The sequence below is a fragment of the Maribacter aquimaris genome, assembly GCF_014596745.1.
Classification (GTDB): Bacteria; Bacteroidota; Bacteroidia; order Flavobacteriales; family Flavobacteriaceae; genus Maribacter_A; species Maribacter_A aquimaris.
This window is the reverse complement of sequence record NZ_JABTCF010000014.1, coordinates 37,433-55,865: the sequence shown is the minus strand read 5'-3', so window position 1 is coordinate 55,865 and position 18,433 is coordinate 37,433. Positions and strand designations below refer to the sequence as shown.

18 protein-coding genes are annotated in these 18,433 nt (G+C 36.8%); 12 read left to right on the top strand and 6 right to left on the bottom strand.

Going from position 1 to position 18,433, the window contains the following annotated elements; all coding sequences use genetic code 11:
• Positions 1-39 precede the first annotated feature (39 nt).
• From HPE56_RS17985 to purD, 8 genes are all read left to right on the top strand, one after another.
• The gene (locus HPE56_RS17985; RefSeq protein ID WP_188245140.1) at positions 40-1,260 is read left to right on the top strand and encodes an O-antigen ligase family protein; all 1,221 of its coding nucleotides are present in this window, start codon (positions 40-42) and stop codon (positions 1,258-1,260) included.
• Positions 1,235-2,452: an O-antigen ligase family protein gene (locus HPE56_RS17980; RefSeq protein ID WP_188245139.1), complete on the top strand. Its 1,218-nt coding sequence runs from the start codon at positions 1,235-1,237 to the stop codon at positions 2,450-2,452. Before HPE56_RS17985 ends, HPE56_RS17980 begins: the two co-directional genes overlap by 26 nt.
• 23 nt (positions 2,453-2,475) lie before the next feature.
• A complete protein-coding gene (locus HPE56_RS17975) occupies positions 2,476-3,624 on the top strand; it encodes a glycosyltransferase (RefSeq protein ID WP_188245138.1) in 1,149 nt (382 codons plus the stop codon).
• A 6-nt stretch (positions 3,625-3,630) separates the two neighbouring features.
• Positions 3,631-4,665, top strand: a complete 1,035-nt coding sequence (gmd, locus tag HPE56_RS17970; RefSeq protein ID WP_188245137.1) for a GDP-mannose 4,6-dehydratase — start codon at positions 3,631-3,633, stop codon at positions 4,663-4,665.
• Complete coding sequence (locus HPE56_RS17965) at positions 4,649-5,551, top strand: GDP-mannose 4,6-dehydratase (protein WP_188245136.1); 903 nt, start codon at positions 4,649-4,651, stop codon at positions 5,549-5,551. Before gmd ends, HPE56_RS17965 begins: the two co-directional genes overlap by 17 nt.
• Positions 5,552-5,727: 176 nt before the next feature.
• Entirely contained in the window at positions 5,728-7,080 is a 1,353-nt protein-coding gene (locus tag HPE56_RS17960) for an undecaprenyl-phosphate glucose phosphotransferase (protein WP_188245135.1), read from the top strand.
• Positions 7,081-7,090: 10 nt separating this feature from the next.
• The gene (locus tag HPE56_RS17955) at positions 7,091-8,071 is read left to right on the top strand and encodes a UDP-glucuronic acid decarboxylase family protein (RefSeq protein WP_188245134.1); all 981 of its coding nucleotides are present in this window, start codon (positions 7,091-7,093) and stop codon (positions 8,069-8,071) included.
• A 41-nt stretch (positions 8,072-8,112) separates the two neighbouring features.
• Entirely contained in the window at positions 8,113-9,384 is a 1,272-nt protein-coding gene (gene purD, locus HPE56_RS17950) for a phosphoribosylamine--glycine ligase (RefSeq protein ID WP_188245133.1), read from the top strand.
• On the opposite strand, the gene HPE56_RS17945 is transcribed toward purD, so the two are convergent.
• Positions 9,379-9,600, bottom strand: a complete 222-nt coding sequence (locus HPE56_RS17945) for a DUF6341 family protein (protein WP_109648410.1) — start codon at positions 9,598-9,600, stop codon at positions 9,379-9,381. The genes purD and HPE56_RS17945 overlap by 6 nt on opposite strands.
• Positions 9,601-9,640: 40 nt before the next feature.
• Here HPE56_RS17945 and HPE56_RS17940 point away from each other — a divergent pair, with 40 nt between their 5' ends.
• Genes HPE56_RS17940 through HPE56_RS17930 form a run of 3 tightly spaced genes read left to right on the top strand, consistent with a single transcriptional unit; the run spans position 9,641 to position 12,272 of the window.
• Complete coding sequence (locus HPE56_RS17940; RefSeq protein ID WP_188245132.1) at positions 9,641-10,576, top strand: LTA synthase family protein; 936 nt, start codon at positions 9,641-9,643, stop codon at positions 10,574-10,576.
• Between the two features lie 35 nt (positions 10,577-10,611).
• On the top strand, positions 10,612-11,214 hold the full coding sequence (locus HPE56_RS17935) for a DUF4254 domain-containing protein (RefSeq protein ID WP_188245131.1): 603 nt from the start codon (positions 10,612-10,614) through the stop codon (positions 11,212-11,214).
• Between the two features lie 17 nt (positions 11,215-11,231).
• Complete coding sequence (locus HPE56_RS17930) at positions 11,232-12,272, top strand: glycosyltransferase family 9 protein (protein ID WP_188245130.1); 1,041 nt, start codon at positions 11,232-11,234, stop codon at positions 12,270-12,272.
• Between the two features lie 12 nt (positions 12,273-12,284).
• On the opposite strand, the gene HPE56_RS17925 is transcribed toward HPE56_RS17930, so the two are convergent.
• The 5 genes from HPE56_RS17925 to HPE56_RS17905 form a co-directional block, all read right to left on the bottom strand.
• Positions 12,285-12,902, bottom strand: coding sequence for a TetR/AcrR family transcriptional regulator (locus tag HPE56_RS17925; protein WP_188245129.1), 618 nt, complete (start codon positions 12,900-12,902; stop codon positions 12,285-12,287).
• 235 nt (positions 12,903-13,137) lie between these two features.
• Positions 13,138-14,193, bottom strand: coding sequence for an arsenosugar biosynthesis radical SAM (seleno)protein ArsS (gene arsS, locus HPE56_RS17920; RefSeq protein ID WP_188245128.1), 1,056 nt, complete (start codon positions 14,191-14,193; stop codon positions 13,138-13,140).
• Between the two features lie 83 nt (positions 14,194-14,276).
• Positions 14,277-14,612 carry an arsenosugar biosynthesis-associated peroxidase-like protein gene (locus HPE56_RS17915; RefSeq protein WP_109648404.1) on the bottom strand — a complete coding sequence of 112 codons (336 nt, stop codon included), beginning with the start codon at positions 14,610-14,612 and terminating at the stop codon, positions 14,277-14,279.
• Positions 14,613-14,740: 128 nt separating this feature from the next.
• Entirely contained in the window at positions 14,741-15,436 is a 696-nt protein-coding gene (locus HPE56_RS17910) for a TIGR04282 family arsenosugar biosynthesis glycosyltransferase (RefSeq protein ID WP_188245127.1), read from the bottom strand.
• 296 nt (positions 15,437-15,732) lie between these two features.
• Positions 15,733-16,785, bottom strand: a complete 1,053-nt coding sequence (locus tag HPE56_RS17905; protein WP_188245126.1) for a ferredoxin--NADP reductase — start codon at positions 16,783-16,785, stop codon at positions 15,733-15,735.
• A 138-nt stretch (positions 16,786-16,923) separates the two neighbouring features.
• Here HPE56_RS17905 and HPE56_RS17900 point away from each other — a divergent pair, with 138 nt between their 5' ends.
• Positions 16,924-18,393, top strand: a complete 1,470-nt coding sequence (locus HPE56_RS17900; protein ID WP_188245125.1) for a DUF5687 family protein — start codon at positions 16,924-16,926, stop codon at positions 18,391-18,393.
• Positions 18,394-18,433 lie beyond the last annotated feature (40 nt).

Genomic DNA, 18,433 nt, shown 5'->3' with positions numbered 1-18,433 from the left:
TAACCCTAAAAAATGTTTTTTGATAACAAAAACCATTAAATGAAAAAAAAAAATCTTATTGTTCTGATTTTGATTTTTGGATTAGTTGGAACCACAACAAATATTATATATGTAAGTCCTATTCCATCATTAGTTGCATTAACCCTGTTTTCTGTCTCTTTCTTATTAATTAAAAGAATTAATAGGGTAATTTTTGCGACAGTACTATTCTTTTTAGCATCTGTAATTAGCGTTTTAGTTTATTATCCCGAATCTTTCTTAGAGTTTCTTTTTTATAGATATGATGGAAATTTCATAATTTCTTATGCTCCACTTTTATTTTTCCCTTTATTTTCTTATCGCTTTAATATAGACAAACTATTATCTATTTTTTTAACTTTTATTGTATTACTAAACTTTATAATTTATGTACTTGGTTTAGGCTTAGAAAATTATAGTGGTGCTTTTAAAGGTTTGTTCTATTCAACTAATGCTGCTGGAGGATTTCTAAGTATAATTTGCACACTTTTAATAGTGAAGTTTCAAAAACATAAAAACATAAAAACATTACTATTAATCTTTATTTCTCTTTTTCTTTTATATGCAACAAAATCAAGAGGATCGTTATTAGGTTTGATTTTGGGAGGTGGTATGTTTTATCTATGGAAGATAAATAAGGCGTGGATTATAAAATATGGAATATTAGCTATTATCCTGGTTCAAATAGTGATATTATCAAATACTTATCCGGTTTATGAAAAGCACCAGTTTACTAGTCAAACATTACGATCATATATTGTTGAAAAAGAAGGCTTGATTAGTGGAAAGAAAATGAATATCTATTTAAGAGCTTATCAAAACTGGCCGAGGGGTCTGATGTGCTTTTTTTATTCTCCGTTGATAGGAACGGGATTTGGTTCAGTTAATGATCTACCCTTTAAATTTGATAATGGATATGGGAGTTTGGTAAACTTCAACCAACAAAAAACAAAGGTGTTTAGCTCTCATCATGCACATCATTCCTATCTGCACATTCTAGGAGAGCAAGGTATTCTGGGCTTTGCTATATTTATTTATTTATTGAGTTCAATTTATTCTTTTTTAAGAAAAAATGCTCAATCAACTTTTGTACAGGAGTCCCTATTATTTACTTTTTTTAATCTTATTATAATGAGCTTTACTGAACACAGGTTAACAAGCCCCTCTAATGCCCTACCTTTTGTTTTAATATTTTGTCTATATTATATTTATGTAAATGGAATTAAAAAAGAGCATGCTTAATTTGAATCTTGATTTTTTAAAAGGACTTAATATTTTGTCTTTTACACTTGTTCCAATATCCCTATTGATTGGAGATAAGTTTACTCTAGTAAGCTTATTATTGTTTATAATTACTACATGTCTTCAGTATAAATCAAAAGAACTTCTTTATCAAATTAAAATTGTTTTAAAAAATAGATGGACTATTTTATTTTCATTAATATATATAATTCAGGTTTTGAGATTTCCTTATTTTGATAGTCAACCAGATAGTTTTTTTTCAGCTAATGATACTCAATTACCTTTATTAATCATGCCTATAATTGTTCAATTATTTTATAATAAATTTGATTCAATTAATGTAAATATTACACTAGAAACCTTTTCTTATACCGCTGTTTTTTTAGGGTTTATTTATTTGGGATATTCGTTTTATACTTTAGGATATTACGATTTGGAAAGTGTTATGAAAACTTTGCCTAATATGCATATTTATTATGGTATTTTTCTTTGTTTTTCAGGAGCTTACTTTATGTTTAAAATTATTAAGGAAGGAATTATCTTTAATAGTGTTTTGATGATATTTATAATATTTTCATTATTAATTCTAATAGGCTCTAGAACTGCTACATTTATTTTTCTATTTTTTTCTATCTCAACAGCAATAACAATAGCAACAAAAAGAAAATGGTCAGGTAAGTCAATTTTTTTTACATTTTCAATTTTATTTCTAATATTTATTTTTCTCTCTACATTTACTCCAAGATTTTTAGAATTGTTTAATGATAAGGGACATAACCCACTATATATTAGAAGTATTTTGTGGGATTGCTCATTTAGAGTTTTTAAAGAAAACTTCTTATTTGGAATTGGCACAAGAGATTTGACCCCCTATCTATACGATTGTTATGAAGAATATCGTTTTTCAGGGAAAAGTTTAAACTCTCATAACGAATATTTAAGAAATGGCGCAAAATATGGATTATTTGGGTTATTATTGTTATTAACAATGTTTATTGCACCATTTTTTCATAGTATAAAAAACAAGAATGTACTTTATTTGTTTTTTATAGTTATGATTATGTGTGTTTCTTTTTTTGAATGTATTTTTGTTCGTCAGGTGGGGATTGTTTTTTATTCATATTTTAACAGTGTCCTTTTTTTTAAAAGGCAAAAACAATATTTAATTACCTCGTCCCTCCATAATAGGTAAATTGGAGTAAATAATTTTTTAAAATGAAAAAAGCCTTAATCCATGATTGGTATACCGTATACGGAGGTGCTGAAAGATGTGTTGAAAGTTTCACTAACATTTGGGATGATTTTGATCATTTTTCTTTAATTGATAATTTATCACAAAAACATAGGGATGTCATTTTAAAAGGGAAGCATACAAAAAACTCTTTTGTACAGAAGCTTCCATTCGGAAAAACAAAATATAGGAGTTATTTACCCCTTTTTCCTCTTGCTATTGAAGAGTTAGATTTAACGGATTATGAGTTAGTTATTTCCTCCTCCTCTTCCGTTGCAAAGGGAGTTTTAACTAGACCTGATCAATTACATATTTCTTATGTTTATTCTCCAGTAAGATACGCTTGGGATTTATATTCTCAATATATTAAAGAAGCAAAATTAGATAGAGGAATAAAAGGGTTTTTCGCTAGGTATTTCTTGTTCAAATTAAGACTATGGGATTATTCAACTGCGAATAGACCAGATTATTATATTGCTATTTCTAAATACGTAGCTAAAAGAATAAAAAAAATATATAATAAAGAATCTATTGTAATTTATCCTCCTGTAGATACGGCCTCATTTACGCTGACTACAAGTACAAGTGATTATTACATTACTTGCTCAAGAATGGTTCCTTATAAAAAAATAGATTTAATAGTTGAAGCTTTTTCAAAAACTAATAAAAAATTAATTGTTATTGGAGATGGACCAGACTATAAAAAAATAAAAAAACTTGCAGGTCCAAGCGTAGATCTCAAAGGGTATATTGAAAAAGAAGAGATGCAAAAGCTGATAAAACATGCAAGAGCATTTATCTTTGCAGCTGAAGAAGATTTTGGGATTGCACCTATTGAAGCTCAAGCCTGTGGTGTTCCAGTAATCGCATATGGTAAAGGTGGCGCTCTTGAAACGATTCAAGGAGTGTTTCCTGGCGAAGACATAATTTCTACAATTTCTACAGGAATATTTTTTGATAATCAAAATGTAAACTCTCTTATAGAAGCTCTAGAGTATTTTGAAAAAAACGAGTCTTTATTCAAGAAAGAAATTATCAGATTAAACGCTGAACGATTTAGTATTAATCGATTTGAAAAAGAATTTAAGGACACAGTAGAAAATGTATATAAAAATTGGAAAGAAGCACAATAAACTAATATGAAAAAAGCTATAATCACAGGTATCACAGGTCAGGATGCTGCCTACTTGGCTGAACTATTATTAAATAAAGGATATAAGGTTTATGGTACGTACCGAAGAACGAGTTCCACCAATTTTTGGAGAATTGAAGAATTGGGAATTGAAAATAATCCCAATTTAATACTCCTAGAGTACGATTTGATAGATTTGTCAAGTGCTTATAGAATTATATCAGAAGTAGAACCAGAAGAAATATATAATTTGGCGGCCCAAAGTTTTGTTGGGGTTTCTTTTACACAGCCAATTGCCACTGCTCAAATAACTGGGATTGGGGCAATGAATTTATTGGAGGCCATTAGGTCAATAAATCCGAAAATAAGGTTTTATCAAGCCTCAACTTCGGAAATGTTCGGAAAAGTACATGCCATACCTCAAAATGAAGAAACTCCATTCCATCCAAGAAGCCCATATGGAGTAGCTAAGTTATTTGCACACTGGGCCACTTTAAACTATCAGGAGTCATACAATTTGTTTGCGACTAGTGGTATATTGTTCAATCATGAATCTCCTTTAAGGGGTAAAGAATTTGTGACAAGAAAAATTACGGATTCGGTAGCGAAAATCCATCTTGGCAAACAAGAGGTTTTAGAACTTGGAAATATGGATGCCAAAAGAGATTGGGGCTATGCCAAGGAATATGTCGATGGTATGTATAGAATGCTTCAAATAGATGAACCGGGAACTTTTGTGTTGGCTACAAATAAAACACAAACGGTAAGAGATTTTGTTTCTATGGCTTTTAAAGCTGTTGATGTAGATATTGTTTGGGAAGGAAAAGAGGAGAAAGAAGTAGGAAAAGATAATGATTCGGGTAAAGTGTTAATAAAAGTAAACCCTCAATTTTATCGTCCAGCCGAGGTTGATTTATTAATAGGTGACGCATCAAAAGCCAATGAAATTTTAAATTGGAAACCTAAAACTGGACTTACTGAATTATGTGAAATGATGGTTAAAAAGGACTTGGAAAGAAATCAAAATGGCGGGACATTTTAAAGAGACAATTTTTATTACCGGTATAACCGGGTTCACTGGGAAGCATTTAGAGGATTACTTTGTTAAACAAGGATTCTGTGTATATGGGACAACCTTTTCCGAATCATACTCAAAAAATCATATAGTATGTGATATTTTGGAAGAAAAGACGTTATCTGGAATAATCAGTAATATAAAGCCCGACTTTATAATTCACCTTGCGGCAATATCCTTCGTGGCTGCCGCTGATCAAAAACACATTTATAACGTTAATATTTTTGGAACTTTAAATGTTCTAAATGCTATAGAGCGATTAGAATATAAGCCCAAAAAGATATTAATTGCCAGTAGTGCTGCTGTTTATGGTAATATAGAAGGTGCGCTTAGCGAAGATATGTGCCCAAAGCCTGTGAACCATTATGGAAATAGTAAATTGGCAATGGAAAATATGGTTAGGCCATACTTCAATCGTTTAAATATCATTATTGTTAGGCCTTTTAATTATACAGGTATTGGACAGGAAAACCACTTTTTAATCCCGAAAATAATTTCGCACTATGTAAAAAATAAAAAAGAAATAGAATTAGGTAATATTGATGTTTATAGGGAGTTCAATAATGTGAAATTTGTTATTAAATCATATTCTGAATTACTTTTTTCCTCTACCAAATCAGAAATATTTAATGTCTGCACGGGCCACGCTATAAATATTAAGAGCATAATAAATTCTATGGATAATTTAGCCAATTACAATATTAAAGTCAAAATCAATCCCAAGTTTGTACGCGAAAATGAAATTAAAATTTTAAAAGGAAACCCTCAAAAGCTGTTTAGCTGCATAGGGGATTTCTCAACCGAGATTTCTATGGAAGAAACCTTGGAAGAGATGTATAATAATATATCATAGCTAATTTTCTATTTAATTTCAACATGTGTAGTTTCATGGCCGTTATAAGCAAGAATAAGTGATTTAAAGAACCCCCTAGGGTTTAAATAACACCTCTCGTTGCATTTCTGTTATTGTCTCAATTATTAAAATTATCTTTGTATTCTGTTGTTTACTAAAATGAACGGCTCAAATAAATGATTACCAAGAAACACCGTTTTTCTGGCCTCATCACCCCCATTTCCTATGGGATAGATTTGTTGGTCATTAACGTATTCGCCTATCTTTCACCGATTAACTTCCAAAATCCAATACTCTTTCATACCTATATATCCATAGCTTGGATAATAATGTCATTAAAGATTGGATTTTATAAAGTTTATCGATATACCAAGGTGACCAATATTTTAATCAAACTATTTACCCAGTTCTTTTTCTTTTTTTTAATACTCTATGCCTATATCGGTTTTTTTAAACAACCTTTGATGAGCAGATTGGCTCTGGCCAAATATTTTGCCTTTGTTTTTGTAGCCATTTCCATACTGAAGTTTCTTAATTATATCTTTCTTATGAGATATAGGGAACGGGTTAAAGGCAACATCAGAAATGTGGTGGTTATAGGGAAGAACAAAATGACCAATCAACTTATCAATGTTTTTAAGGATAGGACCGAGTATGGGTATGAGTTCAAAAGGCAATTTTGTCCTAAGAACGGGGATTTTGACATAAAACAATGTCTTTTTTATATTGCGAACAATAATATTGATGAAATTTACTGTTCGGTATCCTCCCTCCAGAATGAAGAGTTGTTGATGTTTATAGATTTTGCGGATAATAATTTAAAAACCCTAAAGTTTATTCCCGATAACAAGTACATTTTCTCCAAAAAATTAAAATTTGAATACTACGACTACGTGCCAATCCTTTCTTTGCGTGATATTCCCCTCCACGGTCCTATCAATGCTTTTATAAAACGCTCTTTTGATGTTGTTTTCTCTTTAGTTATAATTTTTGGACTTTTAATTTGGATTGCCCCTTTGCTTGCCATTTTGATTCGATTGGAATCCAAAGGTCCTATATTCTTTATTCAGAAACGGACAGGAATCGATAATCGGGAATTCCAGTGTTATAAATTCAGATCGATGGCCGTGAATAAAGCTGCCGATGAACTACAGGCTGGAAAAAATGATATGCGCGTGACAAAAATCGGTAAGTTCATCCGGAGTACCAGTATTGATGAACTGCCCCAATTTTATAATGTGCTATTTGGAAATATGTCCGTGGTAGGCCCAAGACCCCATATGCTTAAACATACCGATGAATACGCTAATAAAGTGGATAAGTATATGCTAAGGCATTTTGTTAAACCAGGAATAACAGGTTTGGCCCAAGTAAAAGGATACCGAGGTGAAATTGAAACGGATAGTGATATACTTAATAGAATTAAATTCGATATTTTCTACATTGAAAACTGGTCGTTCTTTATGGATCTTAAAATCATAGTACAAACGATGCTCAATGCTATTTCTGGAGAAGAAAAGGCATACTAAAAGATATAAAATGAAAAAAATTTTAATAACCGGCGCAGCCGGATTCTTGGGGTCACATCTATGCGATAGGTTTATCAAGGAAGGTTTTCACGTCATCGGGATGGATAATCTGATCACAGGCGACCTAAAGAACATAGAACATCTTTTCCCCTTGGAGCATTTTGAATTTTACCATCATGATGTGTCCAAGTTTGTAAACGTACCTGGCGAACTCAATTATATTCTGCATTTCGCCTCTCCCGCAAGTCCTATTGATTATTTGAAAATCCCTATAGAAACCTTAAAGGTAGGGTCTTTGGGTACTCTTAATCTGTTAGGGGTGGCTAAGGAAAAGAAAGCAAGGATTTTGGTGGCTTCCACGTCTGAAGTATATGGTGATCCCTTAGTACATCCCCAAAATGAGGAGTATTACGGCAATGTGAGTCCGACAGGCCCTCGCGGGGTATATGATGAGGCCAAACGCTTTATGGAATCCATTACCATGGCTTATCATCGGTATCATGATGTAGACACCCGTATTGTCCGTATTTTCAATACTTACGGACCACGAATGCGGTTGAATGACGGCCGTGTCGTACCGGCATTTATGGGGCAGGCACTACGAGGTGAGGATTTAACCGTTTTTGGCGATGGTTCCCAAACCCGATCCTTTTGCTATATCGACGATCAGGTCGAGGGAATTTACCGCTTGTTGATGAGTGATTATACCGACCCTATCAATATTGGGAATCCGCACGAGACGACGATTCTCGAATTTGCCCAGGAGATTATCCAATTGACCGGTACCCACCAGAAAATTGTTTATAAACCTTTACCCAAAGATGACCCTTTGCAAAGGCAACCCGATATTACAAAGGCCAAGGAAATATTGGGATGGGAACCCAAGGTAGGGCGTGCTGAAGGCTTAAAAAAGGTTTTCGAATATTTCAAGTCATTGACTCCGGAAGAACTGCACGACAAGGAACATAGGGATTTTTCGGGTATCGCATAGATTATTGGTGTTCAAGCTGTATTTTTGCGCAAACTTTAATTATGGATATTCTTATTCTTGGATCGGGTGGTCGCGAACATACCATCGCTTGGAAACTTGCCCAAAGCCCTAAATTATCACATCTTTATATCGCTCCCGGAAATGCCGGGACAAGCACAATCGGTACCAATTTACCCATTGGTGTAAATGATTTTGAAAAAATCAAAGAGGCGGTTATTTCCAATAATATCGATATGGTAGTCGTTGGTCCCGAAGACCCATTGGTAAATGGGATCCATGATTTTTTCCTAAATGATTCCGAACTTAAGGATATCCCGGTTATCGGGCCCCAAAAAGCGGCAGCTACCTTGGAGGGGAGTAAGGAGTTCGCCAAAGAGTTTTTGATAAAACACAATATTCCTACGGCAGCATATGATAGTTTTACTGCAGAGACCTTGGAAGCAGGGTATACTTTTTTGGATTCACTCAAACCCCCATACGTTTTAAAGGCCGACGGACTCGCAGCTGGTAAAGGGGTGGTGATCCTGAACGATTTACAAGAAGCCAAGGATGAACTGAAATCCATGTTGGTCGATGCCAAATTCGGCGCGGCCAGTACGACCGTTGTTATCGAGGAGTTTTTATCGGGTATAGAATTAAGTGTTTTCGTTCTTACCGACGGTAAGGGGTATAAAGTTTTGCCCACAGCCAAGGACTATAAAAGAATAGGCGAAGGTGACAAAGGATTGAATACAGGTGGTATGGGCGCTATTTCCCCGGTTCCCTTCGCGGATAAGGAGTTAATGGATAAGATACACGAGCGAGTGGTCAAACCGACCGTAGAGGGGCTTAAAATCGATGGTCTGCCATATAAAGGTTTTATTTTCATTGGTTTGATAAAAGTAGGTGATGATCCATTCGTTATTGAGTACAATGTTAGAATGGGAGACCCAGAGACTGAAGTGGTCATACCAAGAATAAAAACCGACTTGGTTACCATTTTCCAAGCGGTTGCCAATCAAACATTGGATAGCATCAACCTTGAAATTGATGACCGTACAGCATCAACGGTTATGTTGGTTTCCGGGGGTTATCCGGAAGCTTATGAAAAAGGAAAGGAAATAATGGGATTTGAAAATATTGAAGACTCCATTGTATTTCACGCCGGCACAGACCTAAAAGAAGGTAAGGTAATAACCAATGGAGGCAGGGTAATGGCAATTACATCCTACGGCAATGATTTTAAGGAAGCATTAAAAACCTCTTATCAAAGTATCGATAAGATATGTTTTGAGAAGATGAACTTTAGAAAGGATATTGGCTTCGACCTATAAGTAGGAATGTGAAGAGATTGATTTATCCTCTTCATTATTGTCGTTGTATTTCTTGAGCTGAAGCATCCAATACACAAAAGCGGTAAAGCAGATAATCATGAATATCCAATTGACCGTATTGGCAGCCCACCAGTTTTTGGTGAACCTTAAAAAGTCATAGGGCCAGAAAAGACCGTTCACAAATAAATCCTGTATGCCTTCAAAAAATGCCTTCATCTTATAGTATATTTACGGGACAAAAATATAAAAACCGCAGATGATTACAAGTATTTTTGGCAAAACTAAACCTATTAACTACATAATTGTAGTAACTTTTTTGTTTTTGCTCTATTGGCTTGTTCATTTTTTACTATTTAAAAAGGCATATCCCCCAGAGGAATTGTTGTGGCAAACATTGGTATTGGCCACTTTGTTTTTTTCCATTTTTCTTGTCGATTTCATTGTAAAAAGGAATAAAATAACCCTGGCGAACTCCTATGCTATCTTGTTTTTTGCCCTCTTGATGGTTGTCTTCCCGGAAACGTTGAGCGATAACAAAGCCATCCTAAGCAATACTTTTATCTTATTGGCCATTCGGAGAATCATTAGCATGCGAACATTGAAGGGGATCAAGATCAAAATATTCGACGCATCGTTATGGATTCTTTTTGGCAGTCTCTTTTATGATTGGGCACTTTTGTTCCTTTTGGTCGTATTTATTGCGATTTACATCTATGACCCCAAGAGTTTCAGGAATTGGTTGGTGCCTTTTGCCGCTTTTTTCGCAGTACTTTTGTTAAGTTCCGGTTTTTTGGTGTTGACCGATAATCTCGATTTCTTTATTACACATTATCACTTTACCGTCATGTTCGATCCTAGTGATTATCTAAATTGGGCGAGTAGTGGTAGACTCATTATTTATATTCTAGTCTTGTTTATATTAGGTATTTTGGCTTTTATAAACCTTGGGAATTCCGGTGTTGGTAAAATCGTGACAACACGGCTCGTCGTTTTTTTCCTTATTATCGGTCTGGTTATAAATGTGTTGGTTTCCTCAGAAGAACAATACCCCATATTGCTGACATTTTTCCCAGGAGCGGTGTTCATGACTAATTATGTTGAGTCCATAAAGCGCGAGAATATCAGGGAAATTGTTTTATTGGGATCCATATTAATCCCCGTTATTGTCTTCTTGTCCGTCATGATTTTATAGTAAATAAAGGGTATATTTGTGTAAAATAAATTGAGATGTTCAGTTCATTAGCCAATAGTATTTTTCAGGAAAGTATCTTAAAATACCACGAAATAGATACCGTGGACCAACCTTTTAATAACCCGTATCCTAAAGACGATATATCGCATTTGTTATATCGAAAGAATTGGATCGATACCGTGCAATGGCATTATGAGGATATTATTCGTGATCCGGACATTGACCCGGTGGCAGCCCTTGTTTTAAAGCGGAAAATTGATGCCAGTAATCAGGATAGGACTGATTTGGTTGAATATATAGATAGTTATTTCCTTAAAAAATACCAATCGGTCAAAATTAAGGAAGACGCCGTCATCAATACGGAAAGCCCGGCTTGGGCCATAGATCGGTTGTCCATTCTTGCATTGAAGATCTATCATATGCAAGAAGAGGCAGATCGAAAAGATGCCTCGGAAGAACATGTTCAAAAATGTCGTGAAAAATTGAATATCCTGCTAGAGCAACGGGTCGATCTTTCAACGGCCATTGATCAATTATTGAACGATATCGAAGCTGGACAAAAGTATATGAAGGTCTATAAACAAATGAAAATGTACAATGACGACGAATTGAACCCGGTTCTTCGCGGTCAAAAGTAATTTTCGGACTTAATACTATGGATAACGGCAAACATCTATTGGTCATACGGCTTTCGGCCATGGGTGATGTTGCAATGACGGTTCCGGTCATAAAATCACTTCTCGACGCATATCCCGACCTCAGGGTTACGGTACTTACCAAAGAATTCCTTTCTCCCATTTTCAAAGGTTTGGAACGAGTTAATGTTCATGTTGCGGATGTCTCCGGAAGCCATAAAGGGGTTTTTGGCCTTTGGAAGCTATACCAGGGACTTAAGGAATTAAAAATAGATGCCGTTGCCGATTTACACAATGTACTACGAAGTAATATCCTAAAACAGTACTTCCGATTGGCCGGAACTCCATTTATTCAGATTGATAAAGGACGAATAGAGAAAAAAGCCCTAACCGCTGAAAAGGATAAGATTTTTAAACAACTGAAGTCCACACATCAGCGCTATGTAGATGTCTTCTCTCAAATGGGATATACTTTTACCCTTACAACCAACAACTATTTGCCGAAAAGGACATTGCCTAAATTTATTTTGGATACTGTAGGGAGTCATCCAAGAAAATGGATAGGGATAGCCCCTTTTGCCGCTTTTGATGGTAAAATGTATCCTTTGGAACTTATGAAGGAAGTGGTTCGGCACTTAAACGAAACCAATCAGTATAAAATATTGCTGTTTGGAGGGGGGCAAAAAGAAAAAGAACTTTTAGGGGCCTGGGAAGACAAGTTCAATGATTGTCTTTCGGTTGTAGGCAAGCTCTCCTTGGAAGAGGAGCTGTCCTTGATTTCGAACCTGGATGTAATGGTATCCATGGACAGCGGCAATGCACATTTGGCAGCACTATTTGGGATTCCCACGATTACCCTATGGGGTGTTACACATCCTTTTGCCGGATTTTATCCTTATGGACAGGATTTGGATAATGCCTTGCTATCCGACCGAAAGCGATATCCTTTGATACCCACATCCATTTATGGGAACAAGGTTCCTAAAGGATATGAAAACGTGATGGCTTCCATAAACCCGAAAGTGGTTCTAGATAAGGTCACGCTCCTATTGAAGGCCTGATATAATCTTGGGTTATATTGATGATTGTTTTACGGCAATCGATTTAAAGTACTGCTTAAGTTGCGCCATAAACCTATATTTCCGAGCGCTAGGAGCATTTTCTGCCATCAGGGTACGAACACCCATATAGGAACTCATTAGAAACAAGGCGACACCTTCCGCGTCTACATGCCTATCGATATGTCCGTTGAATTTTCCTTTCTGAATAGCGGAAACCAAATTGACTTCCCAGATTTGAAGAATGTCATTCAATTGCTTCATTATCTTGTCATTCTTTCCTCTAAACTCATTAACGAAGTTGTTAAGGATGAATCCACAATCCATTTCGTTGTGCACAGCGGTTTCCAAGGCGTTTTCAAAACAGTTGGTAATTAAAAGCAACGGATTTTCATGCCCCTCGATAGGTTCTATCAACATACTATAGACCTTACGGGCCAAGAGGTTCTCAAGAATTTGGGTAAAGAAATCCTCCTTCGAGTCAAAATGGTAATAAAATGCCCCTTTAGAAAGGGAAAGCTTTTTTAAAATGTCATCGACACTTGTATTGTAATAGCCATTTTTGTAAAACAATTCAAGACCTGTTACTTGCAAACGTTGCATGGTTGCCATGCGTTTTAGGTTCTTTTCCATAAGATTGGGTTTAATGGTTCAATTAGACCGTAAAGTCTTTAACAAAGAACCCCCAACCTTGGGCGATCCAAGTTTAAAAAGGATAATCTTAAGGAAAAAAACGTTAAAATGCAGAAATCCCGATGTACTACCTGACTTCTGAACAAAACAACAAACCACTCGGTCGGTTTAAGTGTAATAATACAAGGATAAAAAGGAGGCCAAAATCCTATAAATGCTAAGATTTAGACTATTATTAGGCCACAGTTCCCTGGCAACTACTACCTGCCCCTGCGGTACAACCATAGCAATGCTGTGAGATGATGATATCCCTATCATTCAAAATGTCTTCATTGTAATCCTTAATGTGTTTGATTTTGCTGTCGACCTTTAATTCGAGCATCTGGTTAAAATCGCAATCGTACAACCACCCGTCCCAACTGACTGAAATCGTATTGGTACACATTACATTTTCAACCGCCGAAGGATTATAGGCCTCAACCAAGGCATACATATAGTCCTCATAATTATCCGATGCGATCAGATAGTCCAAAAATCTAGAAATGGGCAAATTGGTTATGGCAAAAAGATTGTGGAACTGAATATCAAAATCCTCCTTCAAGGCCTTTTTAAAATCCTTTTCCATGGCTACTTGGTCTCCGGGCAAAAAGGCTCCTGAAGGGTTATAGACCAAATCTAGTTTAAGTTCACTGTCTGGCAGGCCATAGCCTACGGCATTCAATTCTTGTAAGGCTTTGATCGACTTATCGAAAACCCCATCGCCACGTTGCTTATCGGTTTTACCCCGGGTGTAATGGGGCATTGAGGATACGACATGCACATTATGTCTTTTAAAGAACTCCGGTAGATCATGATACTTTTTGTTGGCCCTGATGATCGTTAGGTTCGAGCGAACGATAAAATCCTGTATTCCTGCTTTGGCCGCTTCCTCGACAAACCAGCGAAAGTCCGGGTTCATTTCAGGGGCACCACCGGTAAGGTCCAAGGTATGTGCGCCCGTATTGCGAATAACATCCAAACAATATTGCATGGTTTCACGAGTCATGATTTCCTTGCGGTCGGGTCCCGCATCAACATGGCAATGTTCACAGACCTGGTTGCACATATATCCTAAATTGATCTGAAAGACCTCCAGTTTTTTGGGTCTCAGGGGGTAATGTCCGGTAAGGGCAATCTTATCTTTGAAATAAGGCAGTTCACCTTCTTCAAAAATACCCCCATTGAGAATTTTCAATTGCTCGTTTTTTTCAGCAAGTCCATTGTGCCTTGCTTTTAATGATTTTGTCGCCATAGTTTCCTTTTTGGTTGTCGCTCACCATATCTCATCGGGACAACTAATTGCCCGATTGGATTTGTGTGCCGCCTCTGTGCTGTTTACATACTTAATTTATCGTACTTGTTCATCATCTGCACCCCATGTACCAAGGTTGCCCCACTTTCAATTGCGGCCCCAGCATGAACAGCTTCCATCATTTCCTCCTTGGTAATTCCTTTTTGTAATCCGTCTTTGGTATAGGCATCGATACAATAGGGACATTTGACTACATGGGCAACGGCCAATGCAATCAATGATTTTTCACGGGCAGACAGGGCTCCCTCTTCAAAAACCTTTCCGTAGTAATCGAAGAATTTAGTACCTAGTTCCTCACTCCACTCCGTTATCTTTCCAAATTTTCTAAGGTCTGCTGGGTCGTAATATGATTTAGCCATTGTATTGCTTTTAAGTATTGTTATTGATTTAAAGGTGGTATTCCCATTCATTTCGAAGCGAAATGGCAGGGAGCACCCATTTGGTGTTGTATTTTATATGATATGTCGAAGGAAAAGGCAGTGTATAACTATGCCACTAAGCACATTGGCGAGCCTTTGTTTTGATGAATACGGTATTTTAACTGTTCTTTGGAAAGAAGTGTATATGGATCTATAACGGCATTGGTGTTTATCAATGCCAAAATAATCTTCTGAATATGGGGAGTAAGCTGATTTGAGAACTTGGAAAGAAGGTTAATGTCCCAATACGTATCAATATCGAATAGCCTATCTAGTTGAACTATTTCATGATTACCGGCAGGAAATGACACTAATAACCGGGAAACCAAACCCGAAGTCTGCCAAGGCAGGGCTTTGAAATTTTCTGGATTGAAATTTTCTTGATGTAGCCCCATCAGGTAAAAGCCGCCATCGGCTGAAGGCCCCAATACCAATTTTTTGTTTTCCAAGAGATTGGCTGCTTCAAGGATGTGGGAGGTTTTTAATTGGGGTGTGTCATTCCCAATAGTAATGATACGTTTAAAACCTTTTTCGAAAATAGCTTGTATGGCGTTTGTGAATCGTTCGCCAAAAGTATCGCCTTCCTGTTCTTTTTCAGTGTAATGAAAATAGGGAAGACCTGTTTTGGTAACCAAACCAAGACTATGCTCCGAAAGCGCGCTGAACAAAGCATTGCTATTTGCGATTTTTTTGCGCCTGCATTCCGCTTGCGAGGAAAGTGCAAAAACCAAAATAGCCGTATCATGTATGTTCAATGCGTGCATTTGTGTAAAGCGTTCTTGTAAATTTATACAAAACCTATTTCAAATAAGTCGAAAAGGGAGGGTATTCTTAACAACCAATAAAATATTTTATTTACATAGGTAGTTTATCAAAACCGACCCGCGGGTCGGTTTTGATATTTATCTAGGTCTGTGGTAATAGGTTTTTATAGACAGATTGCCCTGTGTCATCGATGAAATGCATCGATTCAATGGTGATGAATGCTTTGGAAACCAGAACAAACCGGCTGGTTTGAAAACGGCACATCCACACAAAGTGTTTTTAGGCTCGAATACGCTTAAACATCATCATAATCGACTTTTAAAGTCGGGGTCAATGGGCGTGCCTGGCAGGTGAGGATCAATCCTTCCTCAATCTCTCCATCGGTAAGGATCTGGTTTTTCACCATCTCGGCTTTTCCTTCTGTAATCCTGGCGATACAACTACTGCAAACTCCACCTTGGCAGGAATAAGGTGCGTCGATATTCTCTTTTAAAACCGCATCAAGAACTATGTCGTTCTTACCCATGGTAAGTTTAAATTCCTCATCATCCAGGATCACCGTTACTTGGGTCTTTCCGTCAGTCGAGACAGGTGCGGTCTCCGCAACGGTCTCCGTAGTGGTGAACAATTCAAAATGGATTTTATCCTTGGCAATGCCATTATCCTGAAGCGTATTGCTTACTAAATGGATCATATCTTCTGGGCCACAAAGATAAAAGGCGTCGAAATTGATGTTTTTATGCTTGTTCTTTAAGGCGTAGTTGACTGAGGAGGTATCGATACGCCCAAACAAGGAACCTTCTTCCTGTATCTTACTATTGGTAAAATACACGAAAAAACGATCTGCATGGTCTAGCTGTAGCTTTACCAAGTCTTTATAAAACATAGTTTCGGCATTCGATTTGTTACCATAGACCAATACGAAGGTGTTATGAGGGTTGCTTTCCAACACCTCTGTTACGATGCTCATAATAGGGGTAATGCCACTCCCCGCGGCAAAGGCGGCCACGTTTCTATGTTCCGTGGTAGGTTCAAAAACAAATCGACCTTCTGGTGGCATAACTTCCAAAACATCGCCCACCTTCAATTCGGTATTGGCGAAATGCGAAAATCCGACTTTATCCACCTTTTTTACTCCAATCGTAATATAATCGCGTTTGGGGGAAGAACTTATGGAATAGGCCCGACGCAATTCCTTACCTTTAATTTCTTTTTTTATGGTTATATATTGACCAGGAACAAAGGCAAAGGTCTGCTTCAGTTCTTTTGGTACCTCAAAAGTTATGGCAACCGAACTTGGCGTAAGGTGGTTGATCTGTTTTACGGTCAAAGGATGAAAATGGGTCATGCTTAAAATCTTATTAATGAACTGCAAAGCTAAGCAAAGCAGGGGCTATAAAAAATGGGTTCATTAAAAAAAGCACCTTAGTTGTAACAAAAAATAGTTTTAAGGCACTAACCCCATAGAACAAAAAAACCAACCTGTATGTTCAAACATTTTGTTAGCCTCCAGTGGAAATCGTTCTTTAGGTCTTCCAACTTTGGAAAAAGTCTTGCGGTTAAACTCCTAATGGGCTTTTTTGGTGTTTATATGATGGTAACCTTTGCCGGTTTGGGTGTAGGGCTGTTTTTTATCCTGAAAAAAACATTTCCAGACTCCGACCCGATGCTTATTGTGAGTGGTTATTTGTTATACTGGGTGCTGATAGAGCTCTTCTTTAGATATTTTATGCAAAAGCTTCCGGTTATGGATATAAAGCCCTTGCTTTTATATCCCATTAAAAAGGGTGCCATTGCCCATTATATTTTAGTGAAATCGGGACTGTCGGGTTATAATTTCTTATCCCTGTTCATTGCAGTGCCTTTTTCGATTGTTTTGATAACGCAGGGGTATCCCGTGTCCAATGTACTAGGTTGGTTGTTTGCGATTGTCTGTATCGTACTTACCATCAATTACACCAACTTCATCATCAACAAGAGCGATAGGGTTTTATTGTTTTTAGGGGTGCTTATCCTGGCACTCTATAGTTTGGATTATTTTAGTGTTTTCCCCGTTATCGAGTATTCCGGAAAGTTGTTTTACACTCTGTATCAAAACCCTGTTTTGGCTCTAGTACCTTTAGTATTCGCCATAGGCACGTACTATATCAATTATATTTTTCTAAGGAAAAAACTCTATCTCGATGCTTCCCTAAGGAAGAAAGAAGCGAGGGTCGAAACTTCCGATTTAACATGGACCAAACGCTTTGGGGATATAGCCCCTTTTCTTCAACTGGATTTAAAACTTATCTGGAGAAACAAACGTACCAAAATGCAGGTATTCATATCCTTGGCGATGATACTCTATGGATTGTTTTTTTATAGTATGGACACCTATGGGGATACCAGTACCATATACCTTTTTGTGGGTATTTTTATGACCGGTATTTTTCTTTCGAACTTTGGCCAATTCATTCCAGCGTGGGATAGTGAGTATTACGGCATGATGATGTCACAGAATATTCCCTTGCGCAAATACCTTGAAAGTAAGGCCGGACTTATTTCCGTGAGTATCCTCGTTATGTTCTTACTCTCTATACCCTATGTGTATTTTGGTTGGAAAGCCTTGGCCATTAACTTTGCCTGTGCCCTATATAATCTCGGGGTGAATGTTCCCGTGATTTTGTTTTTCGGATCGTTCAATAAAAAACGGATCGACTTGACCAAAAGTGCGGTAGGCAACATGCAGGGAACCAGTGCCACCCAGTTTTTGGTATTGTTGCCCCTTATGGTGGTTCCAAGTGTACTTTATTTTGTTTTAAAGACGTTTGTCTCCTTTGAGGTTGCCCTCATTACACTATCGCTATTGGGTATTGTCGGGTTTGTATTTCGTAAAACCTTGTTAGACAAAGTGACCGAAGCCTATAGAAAAAGAAAGTACACCATGCTTGCCGGATTTAAAGAGCAGAATAATTAAACCTATGGGTTGTAAAAAGCTGTTGGGTAAGAAAAAAGAA

What these genes read in the sequence shown, in the direction of transcription:
- HPE56_RS17925 (WP_188245129.1), bottom strand. Translation starts at nt 12,902, where the DNA reads ATGGAAAAGAACCTAAAACGCATGGCAACCATGCAACGTTTGCAAGTA.
- HPE56_RS17935 (WP_188245131.1), top strand. Translation starts at nt 10,612, where the DNA reads ATGTTCAGTTCATTAGCCAATAGTATTTTTCAGGAAAGTATCTTAAAA.
- HPE56_RS17930 (WP_188245130.1), top strand. Translation starts at nt 11,232, where the DNA reads ATGGATAACGGCAAACATCTATTGGTCATACGGCTTTCGGCCATGGGT.
- HPE56_RS17965 (WP_188245136.1), top strand. Translation starts at nt 4,649, where the DNA reads ATGGCGGGACATTTTAAAGAGACAATTTTTATTACCGGTATAACCGGG.
- HPE56_RS17945 (WP_109648410.1), bottom strand. Translation starts at nt 9,600, where the DNA reads ATGAAGGCATTTTTTGAAGGCATACAGGATTTATTTGTGAACGGTCTT.
- HPE56_RS17980 (WP_188245139.1), top strand. Translation starts at nt 1,235, where the DNA reads ATGGAATTAAAAAAGAGCATGCTTAATTTGAATCTTGATTTTTTAAAA.
- HPE56_RS17910 (WP_188245127.1), bottom strand. Translation starts at nt 15,436, where the DNA reads ATGCACGCATTGAACATACATGATACGGCTATTTTGGTTTTTGCACTT.
- HPE56_RS17940 (WP_188245132.1), top strand. Translation starts at nt 9,641, where the DNA reads ATGATTACAAGTATTTTTGGCAAAACTAAACCTATTAACTACATAATT.
- HPE56_RS17985 (WP_188245140.1), top strand. Translation starts at nt 40, where the DNA reads ATGAAAAAAAAAAATCTTATTGTTCTGATTTTGATTTTTGGATTAGTT.
- gmd (WP_188245137.1), top strand. Translation starts at nt 3,631, where the DNA reads ATGAAAAAAGCTATAATCACAGGTATCACAGGTCAGGATGCTGCCTAC.
- HPE56_RS17915 (WP_109648404.1), bottom strand. Translation starts at nt 14,612, where the DNA reads ATGGCTAAATCATATTACGACCCAGCAGACCTTAGAAAATTTGGAAAG.
- HPE56_RS17905 (WP_188245126.1), bottom strand. Translation starts at nt 16,785, where the DNA reads ATGACCCATTTTCATCCTTTGACCGTAAAACAGATCAACCACCTTACG.
- HPE56_RS17960 (WP_188245135.1), top strand. Translation starts at nt 5,728, where the DNA reads ATGATTACCAAGAAACACCGTTTTTCTGGCCTCATCACCCCCATTTCC.
- HPE56_RS17975 (WP_188245138.1), top strand. Translation starts at nt 2,476, where the DNA reads ATGAAAAAAGCCTTAATCCATGATTGGTATACCGTATACGGAGGTGCT.
- purD (WP_188245133.1), top strand. Translation starts at nt 8,113, where the DNA reads ATGGATATTCTTATTCTTGGATCGGGTGGTCGCGAACATACCATCGCT.
- HPE56_RS17955 (WP_188245134.1), top strand. Translation starts at nt 7,091, where the DNA reads ATGAAAAAAATTTTAATAACCGGCGCAGCCGGATTCTTGGGGTCACAT.
- arsS (WP_188245128.1), bottom strand. Translation starts at nt 14,193, where the DNA reads ATGGCGACAAAATCATTAAAAGCAAGGCACAATGGACTTGCTGAAAAA.
- HPE56_RS17900 (WP_188245125.1), top strand. Translation starts at nt 16,924, where the DNA reads ATGTTCAAACATTTTGTTAGCCTCCAGTGGAAATCGTTCTTTAGGTCT.